Raw genomic sequence first — 9,041 nt, 5'->3', positions numbered from 1 at the left:
ATACACCACACTAAACAACGTCCATGCGTAAGCATGATTGCGGAGTTGCCTTATATCCACCGCCTGAAGTCGGTGGTTTTACGGCAACGGAGGATAAAATGACTTAACTAATGACCGTAGTAATTGCCTGATTTGTCCTGATTTTTATCATCTGGTCTAAGTATGGTATTGACACCATTAACACTTCTTTCAGCTAATCCACCTGCCGTCGCACCTGCAACAGCGGCAGTAAATTTGCCACCAAATCTAACACCAAACATACCTGCAACGGTAGAACCAGTTGCTCCTGCTACTGTCATATCATTGCCAGCGGCTACATTGCTGGCAACGTATGTTGCACCACCAGTTGCACCGCCTTGAGCTACTGGATTTTTAGCAAGTGCTTTCGCTCCTTCTACCAATGGTCTAAGCCATCCAGCACCTGACACAAAAGACAATTCATGAATAGACAATTCACGCATAACATTCTCCAATGGTTAAGAAAAATTAAAAAACATTCTATATATTTGTAGAAAAAATAGTGGAAATAAAGGAATTGCCATTAGAAAAAAAGAAACTCCAACAATAACCCTGCATGTTTCCACATGTTTATTATCAAGTGGTTTTACGGTGTTTTCCTTTATAAGTAGTGTAACAATACAAATAAAAGAAATAATCGTTAAATATGTCTTTAACCAACCTTCAATAATCATAACTATATACTTTGCCTATGCAGTTTGTAAATACAATATTTGTTGAATAATAATTTTACCTATCTTAGGACATCCATAATATCAAAATTCGCCAAATCATAAGCAAGTTTTTGAATGTGTTCATGTTGTGCCTTATCAAAATGTGTTAATACTTCCGATAAAGCAATGGGTTGGTGATTAATGATGATGTTGATGAATTTTTTACTCAGCTCATCCACATTAATCTTGGTGCCATTTGAAATCAGATAGCCTTTATCCAATGTGCGTATGTCTACCACATTGAGGCTAAGTCTACTTTCTGGTGGCAACTTATCATTGTTGGGATTGCCAAACAACTCCATATTAAAGCGAGTATCTAGGCGATGATTACCCAAAAATTCCTGCATGAACCTATCATACATAACAGGGTCGGTCATCATGGCAGATAATTGGGTACAGGCTTGGGCGATGTTGTTTTTGTCGGTTTCCCAATCAGATAAGTTATAACGCAATGGTAAGATGTTGGGCATTTGCTTGGTAAGCCATTCCATGTAGTCATAGCCTGTTGGGGCAAAAGTGCCGATTGCCAAATGAAAAGTTTCACAGCCCATCGGCACAGGGTTGTGCCACCACCCTCGAGGGATATACAGCACATCGCCAGCCTCCAAGACCACTTCCATGTCGGGTATGGTCGGTTCTGGCACATCGACATCTTTGGATTGCTGCATGTATAAGGGACTTTCAAAATTGGGTTGATATAACGCCCAATGTTTTTTACCCATGAGTTGCACCGCAAAGACATCACGAGTATCCCAATGTGCCTTACAAGAATCTTTATCCCCAAAAGCCACATACATACTGGCAACGGTTTGTCTACCTGTTAATTGAGCAATTTGTCTAGCAAACTTATCAATAGCAGGTTCATTGATAATTCTATTGGCAATTAAAGTTGCCCCGTTTTTTAGTAAATTATAGATGATGGGCTTTATTAGGCGATGGCGAATCATACCCACTTCATCATAAGTTTCCAAATAATGATGTTTTTCTACAATTCCTTGATAAGCTATTTTAAACTCATCGGGATTAATGTTATTTCTTTCTATAATTTCATTGATTTTCTCCCAAGTCAAACCATCAGTCTCAAAACATTTTTTTGATAACAATAGTTTTTTGTCTTGGTAATTATCAAGAAATTCTAATTTTTCAAAATTTTTATTCATAAGACAATCATCTAGAAAACAACGAAAACCAATGCCAGCCATTTTCATAAAAATAAAATGAAGCAACAATACAAGCAATACAAATCAAGCACACATATGCTCTAAAATTCTCATTCCGAAACCCAAACACTTTTTCTATGGATATACAGGCAACATAAAAAATTGTGCCAAAAATAAGAGCTGAAATCACAAGAAATACAGTTTGGTTCATTTTATTACTCCCACCTACCAGCATTATTAATGGTAGCTCGTTCCAGCTTTATTGCTATTTTGTGTTGCATTTGTGGTTTTTGCCGTCTTTACAACAGCCTGTGTTAATCCATCAATAGTACCAGATACTGCCCCGTACCCATTCCCGCCCTCACAGTGTTGCTAGTTGTTTGCACAGCCCTAATACTACTTACAGCAATTTGCGTACCTTTGGCAACCATACCAAAACCAGAACCACTCAAAGCACCACCACTAACAGCAACTGCTGCATCCATCATATCAAATTCTTTGCCGCCAGCCAATGTGCTAGCCCCATAGTTTGCTGCACCACCTAACACTCCAGCCCCCATGGAACCAGCCATACCCAAACTCAGACTCGAACCCGAACCACCACCGCCCTTATCGTCGTGTACGCCACCACTCACCATACCAATTTCATTTAAAGACAATTCACACATGATACACTCCATTTAATCAATGCCAAAGGATGCTTTAAGTATCCATAAAATATAATGATACCATTAATCATTATCAATTAATCAGATATGATATATCATAAGTTTAATCTTTGCGAGTATTATTCTAGACATTATTTCAATTATTTTGATGGGCAGTCTTTGATTTGCCACCCTGCCTAACTTCTGCTACACTAACTCAAATCCACTTACCCAATCAGCCATGACCATCCGTGCTTTTCTTGGCGGCTCATTCGACCCTGTGCATTCATCGCACTTGGCGATGGCGATGCGTGTTCATACCACACTCAGCCAATCTACCACCAAGCCTGTCAGCGTACAGCTTATGCCCACCAAGGGCAATCCTTTTAAAGGTAAGCCCACCAGTGATGAGCATCGCCTTGCCATGTTAGACCTTGCTACCGCTGGAACGCCGATTGGCATTGAGATGTGTGAGCTTGAACGCAAGCCACCGATTTATACGATTGATACCGTGCGGTTGTTACGCCAAATCCATCCACAAGACCAACTGATATTTATCTTAGGACAGGACAGCTTGCACACCTTACCCACTTGGAAAGACGGCGATGAAATTTTGGATTTTGTGAATATTTGGGCATTCATGCGCGGTGATTTTAAGCCCGTTGGTGATTTATCCGCTCAAGTATTAGAAAATTTAACGGATGATTTAGGTGAATTTTTGTCCCAAAATGGCAGAATCTATCAAGACAGCACGCCCATCACCGCCATGTCGTCAAGCCAAATTCGCACACTCATCGCAAATAAAGACCCTAAGGCAAGCAAATACCTACCACCTAAAATATCAGACTACATACTCAAGCACGCACTTTATGATGAAACTGTGATATAATGATAAATTTTATCAGTTTCATTGAAAATTTATCCAAAGAATATGAACAATCAATACAACACCCAAAGTCTAAGCCTAGACGAACAAGTAAATCTGACCACAGAAGCCCTAGATGACCTAAAAGCCACCAACATCACCGTGATGACGGTAGAGCATCTGACTGAAGTGGCTGAACGCATCATCATCGCCAATGCGACTTCCAAGCGTCATGTTAAAGCACTCGCCGACAAACTTGGTGCCAAAGCCAAGGAGGCAGGACTGATGCCGCTAGGTCGTGAAGGCGATAAAGATAGCGACTGGACTTTGGTTGATTTGGGAGCGGTGGTTGTGCATATCATGACACCACAGGCAAGAGAGTTTTATGACTTGGAAGGACTTTGGTCATCACCAGAATCTTTGCAAGCACTGGCAGTACAAAAAGCATGAATCAAAATCGCTCTTATTGAGCGATTTTTTACATCATCCTTTCCAAAAAAAAGAGGCCATTTTCATCACTTTACAAGCCTATAATACCAGTCATATTTCACCCCAAAACCAACTCTCACCAAACTGGCAATGATTCGTCCTGTCAGACCCCACACCATTTCAGCCCCCAAAGTCCAACAAGGGGTGGCGAAAGGTGGCTGGTCGTCATAACACATGATGATTTCATGGGGCGGCGTCCAAATAAATTGATCCAGCTCTTCCCAAATGATTCGCTCAATTTCAAGCTCTGATGCAACCAAATACCGTACCTCACTTGGCTCCACCACCGCCACCACAGGGCGAACTGACACGCCAGACTTAGCGGTTTGGCAAGGTAAATAGCCGATGATGTGTGCATGATTCGTCTTTAACCCAACCTCCTCAAACGCTTCTCGCAAGGCGGTTTGTGCAGCATTAGCATCTGACTCATCTCGCTTACCACCAACAAATCCAATTTCACCTGCATGGGCCTTAAGATGACGGCTTCGCTTGGTTAAGAGCATTCGTGGAACAGATTCGTTAGTCAGCAATACCAAAACACTTGCACCAATTTCTTGACATCTCAACTGTCGATGTCCATCTAGGCAGCACCCCTCACCATCATCAGCATTCATAGCATGATATAGCTTGGTTAAAATCTCATTATTAAAACAAGGTGGCGGATTGGTATGTTTGGCATCATAGGTCATGCGTTTATTCCTTTTTTTTGTAATAATTGTCAAGCATTACGAATCATGGCGACAAATATGTGCTAAAATTGGTTTTATTTTCCAATCATATTATTCTTATGTACTGTCTACAATGCGGTAACCCCGCTCATCATGCCATACCTGCTGGCGATAGCCGAGAACGCTTGATTTGCCATGCTTGCGGGCACATTCATTATGATAATCCCAAAATGGTTTGTGGTGTACTTGCCACACATGAAGGTCGGATCTTGTTGTGTCGGCGAGCAATAGAACCACGCCATGGTTTTTGGACATTGCCTGCAGGCTTCATGGAACTTGGTGAAACCATGGAAGATGGAGCAAAGCGTGAAATGGCAGAAGAAGCGGAAGGTACGGCAGTCAATGCCAAGCTTTATGCCTTATTTGACTTACCAAATTGGGGGCAAATCCACGCAATGTACTTGGCAACCCTCAAAGATGGGGTGTTTGGAGCGGGTGCAGAAAGCCTTGAATGCAGACTGTTTGATCCACATGACATTGATTTGGACAACCTTGCCTTTGAAACAGTGCGAAAGACAGTCGAATATTATCTGGCTGATAAACAAGCAATTGCAGCACTGGGCAAAGATGTTGATGATTTTAGTCAATATCCTTTGCACCAAGCACACATTCATCATCAATCCTAATGAACAATCCAACTGCAAGATGATTTTGCAGTTGGATTGATGCCATCAATATTAAATGATGCCTTTGGATTTGAGCAATGCGTCAGTATCAGGGGCTCTACCCATGAATTTTTCAAACAATACCATCGCATCATCCGATCCGCCTTGAGATAAAAACGCATCGACGAAATCTTGTCCAGTCTTACGATTAAATACTCCTTCTCGCTCAAAGCGTGTGAAAGCATCGCTGGACAATACCTCTGCCCACAGATAGCTATAATAACCTGCCGAATAGCCACCAGCAAAGATATGGCTAAAACTGTTTGCCATACGCACCCAGTCAGGCTCATTCATGAGCGAAACATTCAGACGGATATCCTCACGAATTTTGGCAACCACATTTGAATCATTTGGCTGATATTCACTATGCAGCCTAAAATCAAACAAAGCATATTCCAGCTGTCTGACCATACTGGTTGCTGCTTGATAATTCTTTGATTCAAGCATCTTATTGATGAGTTTTTCAGGTAGCGTCTCCCCTGTTTGATAATGTCGAGAAATCAGCGTCAATGCCTTTGCGTCCCAAGTCCAGTTTTCAAGCAGCTGACTTGGAAATTCCACCGCATCCCAAGCAACGCCGTTGATACCAGAAACCGCACGAACATCAACGGTTGTGAGCATATGGTGCAAGCCATGACCAAATTCGTGAAACAAGGTTTCTACATCATCATGCAACAACAAAGCAGGCTTATCATCGCTACCGCCTGAGAAGTTGCAGACAATCATCGATACGGGCAGCTGTACCGTCCCTGTCAGTGTTTTATAACGACTGACAACACTGCTGTGCCATGCACCACTTTGCTTGTTTTCACGGGCAAATAAATCCAAATAGAACGACGCAATGTGTCTGCCATCTCGAAACATTTCAAAAAAACGCACATCTGGATGAATGACCGACACTCCTGCCTTCTCACGCACCAAAACCCCAAACAACCGCTTAGCCGTCTCAAACAATCCATGCAAGGCCTGATCAATAGGAAAATACTCTCGAATCGCTTCTTTATCAACATCGTATCGCTCTTGTTTGAGCTTCTCCGACACATAAGCAAAGTCCCAAGGCATCAGCTCATCAGATGCTTTTAACAAACCTTTTTGTACGGCATAGCCTTTTAACTCTTTGACCTCTTGGCGAGCCTTGTCATGAGTCTTTGATAACAAATCTTTCAAAAAACCAAGAACTTGTGCTGGGCTTTGTGCCATCTTTGTTGCCAGCGAATATTCAGCATACGAGTTAAATCCTAGTAATTTGGCACTTGCCAATCGCAACGAAGCCATCTCATTCATGATGGCAGTATTATCCCATTTGCCTGCGTTAGGGCCTTGATCAGAAGCACGAGTGCGATACGCTTGGTACATCTGCTTTCTTAACTTTCGGTCATTGGCATAGGTAACGATGGCGGAATAACTTGGATAATCCAACCCAAAACGATAACCAGACTTGCCTTTGGATTCAGCTGATTGCTTGGCTTTGGATAAAGCAGATTCACTCAATCCAGAAAGTTTGTGAACATCATCGATCAAAATTTCAAAACCCATCTCCGAATCAAGCACATTGTTACTAAATTCTGTGGACAGTTTTGATAGCTGAGCAGAAATTTCAGCGTAACGCTTAGCATCCTCCCCTTCTAGCGTTACACCCGATAGCCTAAAATCACGCAACGCATTATCAATCGCCTTCTTTTGGGCACGAGAATACTGAGCATACTCCGCACCCTGCTTAAGTTTATTAAAAGCATCATACAATGGTCGATACATGCCAGACCAAGTACCAAACTCCACCAAAGACTCTTCTGCATCATCATAGACCTCTCGGAGATCTTCTGAATTATTCAAAGAATGCAACTGACTGATCGTCGACCATACTCGATCAAGCTTATTTTGGGCATCTTCTAAAGGTGCATAGAAATTCTGCCAAGTAATATGATTTTGACCGCTTAATGCTTCAATGACATTGGTCGCATGCTCAATGACATAATCAACAGCAGGTTTGATGTGCTTAGGCTCAATCAGTGAGAAATCAGGCAGTCCCTCAAAGTTTAGTAGCGGATTACTTGCCAGTGCCTCATTAAGCACTGGTATTGATGGATTGGCAACACCAAATTTGGGAAGGCTCATGATGAACATGCCGCCCAAACCACACTGCAAAAAACCACGACGATTCATAAAATCTCCTTATTTGCCCATGCCGTCAGTTAACTTTTAAGTAGATTAAAAAAATAATTAGCTTATGCAAAATCCATCAATAAGTCAAGATTTTTGTTACGAAAAAATACCACCTAACAAGGCGGTATTGGGTAAAGTCAAATGCCACGACAATTGGCATAGTATGTCACACTGGCAGGCCAATCTGAAAATATGCCCTTAACTCCAACATCCTGATGCAGAACATCAATCAGTCGGTACATATCGCCATCATTATTCGTAATATCCTGTATGCCTGTATAATACCACCCACCTCCTGATGATAGCGGATAAGAACGCTCAACCGTCCATGTGATCAAACCAAATCCAATATCCTTAGCCTGCTTAGCAAACTCACTCATTTGCAATTCACCATTTTTATTTGTCACAAGCATCCAAGTGGCAGGAGCAAGGTTTTGAATGCCCTGCTGCTTTAGTCGTGTTAAGTCATGTTTCCATGTGGCAGGATTTTCTGGGTCAAAATTTTTACCATCTTTAGCACTGTTGTCCTCCTCCATCAAGAACACCGCTGTCTTAGCATAGTCAGGATCATGCTCAACCCAATAGATCAAATCATCAAGATTGAATGACTGCACAATACTATCATTAGGTGAATGACCTGCTTTTTTTAACGCTTTAATCAGATCTGCTCGATAATCATCATAAGTATAACCCTGATGAGGTATGATGGTCGGTCGTTTCAGCTCTGGCGTTACTTTCACCCCCATTTTTTTATACAAAAGTAAGGCTTCATCAAGACTCATTAAAGTGGCATTTTGAGCATATAAGTCGGTGCGAAAGGCAGGAGTTGCGTTGACATACTCCTCTACGGTTTTTGCTTTGGGATTGGCGGCATCCTGCTTACCTTTTAAGGTCTTGAATTCCGCCAAAGTAATGTCAGAGGTCAGGCACTTGGCGGAGGCTTCTTTGATTAACTTGCCTGTAGCATCAAACTCAGCAGGTGTGAATTGCTGGGTGCATTTGCTGGCAAGTGGGGTTTGTAAAATATTTGTTGTGGTATGCAAATCAGCATCGGAATGACGACATACCAGCTGATGGTCTTTTGTGAAAGCGACATCGCATTCTTGAACCCCAGCACCCTGCCTGTTGGCTGCCATATAGCTTTCAGCAGTATGTTCAGCAAATTGTAGAGGAGCGCCTCGATGTGCGATCGAGAATTCTGTACGCTTTGGCGCTTGGCCCTGACAGCTTTTCAACTCTTGCTTTAATCGCCCCTCATCCATATCATCTAACAAATAAAAAGGGCGAACACCATAGCTTATGGTAGGACTGGCAAGTTCATTTTTGTGCTGTACAGGTGATGGGCTTGGTGTGGATTGGCATGCCGTCATCATTGAAAATGCGGCAAAAGCAACAACGCAATATGATCGCTTAGGTAGATTCATACATAACTCCATAAAAATCCTATGGCAATCTTAAAGGATTTTTATGATGGTTTGATGACAATCAAACCAAAAAACCCCCACCATCTTAGGCAGGGGTTTTTGACTTAGTAAGTCGTGTTATGTTTGCTGTTAAGCCAATCTTATTTTAAGATCAGTTTTTAACATTAGC

The 9,041-nt window shown here is 42.0% G+C and carries 9 protein-coding genes; 3 read left to right on the top strand and 6 right to left on the bottom strand.

The genetic code is table 11. From position 1 onward, the window contains the following. Positions 1-107: 107 nt before the first annotated feature. The 3 genes from M2R47_RS08665 to M2R47_RS08655 all read right to left on the bottom strand — a co-directional run bounded on the left by M2R47_RS08665 (position 108) and on the right by M2R47_RS08655 (position 2,559). Positions 108-461 carry a hypothetical protein gene (locus M2R47_RS08665; protein ID WP_249102102.1) on the bottom strand — a complete coding sequence of 118 codons (354 nt, stop codon included), beginning with the start codon at positions 459-461 and terminating at the stop codon, positions 108-110. A gap of 290 nt (positions 462-751) precedes the next feature. Beyond that, on the bottom strand, positions 752-1,891 hold the full coding sequence (locus M2R47_RS08660) for a cupin domain-containing protein (protein WP_249102100.1): 1,140 nt from the start codon (positions 1,889-1,891) through the stop codon (positions 752-754). A gap of 314 nt (positions 1,892-2,205) precedes the next feature. Next, positions 2,206-2,559, bottom strand: coding sequence for a hypothetical protein (locus M2R47_RS08655; protein ID WP_249102098.1), 354 nt, complete (start codon positions 2,557-2,559; stop codon positions 2,206-2,208). A gap of 220 nt (positions 2,560-2,779) precedes the next feature. Between M2R47_RS08655 and nadD the strand changes: the two genes are divergently transcribed. Both nadD and rsfS read left to right on the top strand, forming a co-directional pair. After that, entirely contained in the window at positions 2,780-3,427 is a 648-nt protein-coding gene (gene nadD, locus M2R47_RS08650; RefSeq protein ID WP_249102095.1) for a nicotinate (nicotinamide) nucleotide adenylyltransferase, read from the top strand. Between the two features lie 42 nt (positions 3,428-3,469). Beyond that, complete coding sequence (rsfS, locus tag M2R47_RS08645) at positions 3,470-3,853, top strand: ribosome silencing factor (RefSeq protein WP_249102093.1); 384 nt, start codon at positions 3,470-3,472, stop codon at positions 3,851-3,853. 65 nt (positions 3,854-3,918) lie between these two features. Here rsfS and M2R47_RS08640 read toward each other — a convergent pair whose 3' ends face one another. Further along, positions 3,919-4,581: an NUDIX hydrolase gene (locus tag M2R47_RS08640; protein ID WP_249102075.1), complete on the bottom strand. Its 663-nt coding sequence runs from the start codon at positions 4,579-4,581 to the stop codon at positions 3,919-3,921. Between the two features lie 98 nt (positions 4,582-4,679). Here M2R47_RS08640 and M2R47_RS08635 point away from each other — a divergent pair, with 98 nt between their 5' ends. Next, positions 4,680-5,246 (top strand): NUDIX hydrolase, encoded by a 567-nt coding sequence (locus tag M2R47_RS08635; protein ID WP_249102063.1) that lies wholly within the window; start codon positions 4,680-4,682, stop codon positions 5,244-5,246. A 51-nt stretch (positions 5,247-5,297) separates the two neighbouring features. Here M2R47_RS08635 and M2R47_RS08630 read toward each other — a convergent pair whose 3' ends face one another. Together M2R47_RS08630 and M2R47_RS08625 are read right to left on the bottom strand one after the other, a co-directional pair. After that, entirely contained in the window at positions 5,298-7,448 is a 2,151-nt protein-coding gene (locus tag M2R47_RS08630; RefSeq protein WP_249102060.1) for a M3 family metallopeptidase, read from the bottom strand. Between the two features lie 137 nt (positions 7,449-7,585). Continuing rightward, positions 7,586-8,872: a glycerophosphodiester phosphodiesterase family protein gene (locus M2R47_RS08625; protein ID WP_249102057.1), complete on the bottom strand. Its 1,287-nt coding sequence runs from the start codon at positions 8,870-8,872 to the stop codon at positions 7,586-7,588. Positions 8,873-9,041: the final 169 nt, after the last annotated feature.

Source organism: Moraxella oculi (assembly GCF_023336735.1).
Classification (GTDB): domain Bacteria; phylum Pseudomonadota; class Gammaproteobacteria; order Pseudomonadales; family Moraxellaceae; genus Moraxella; species Moraxella oculi.
The sequence above is the reverse complement of the archived record's forward strand: the minus strand, read 5'-3'. Positions and strand labels throughout refer to the sequence as shown.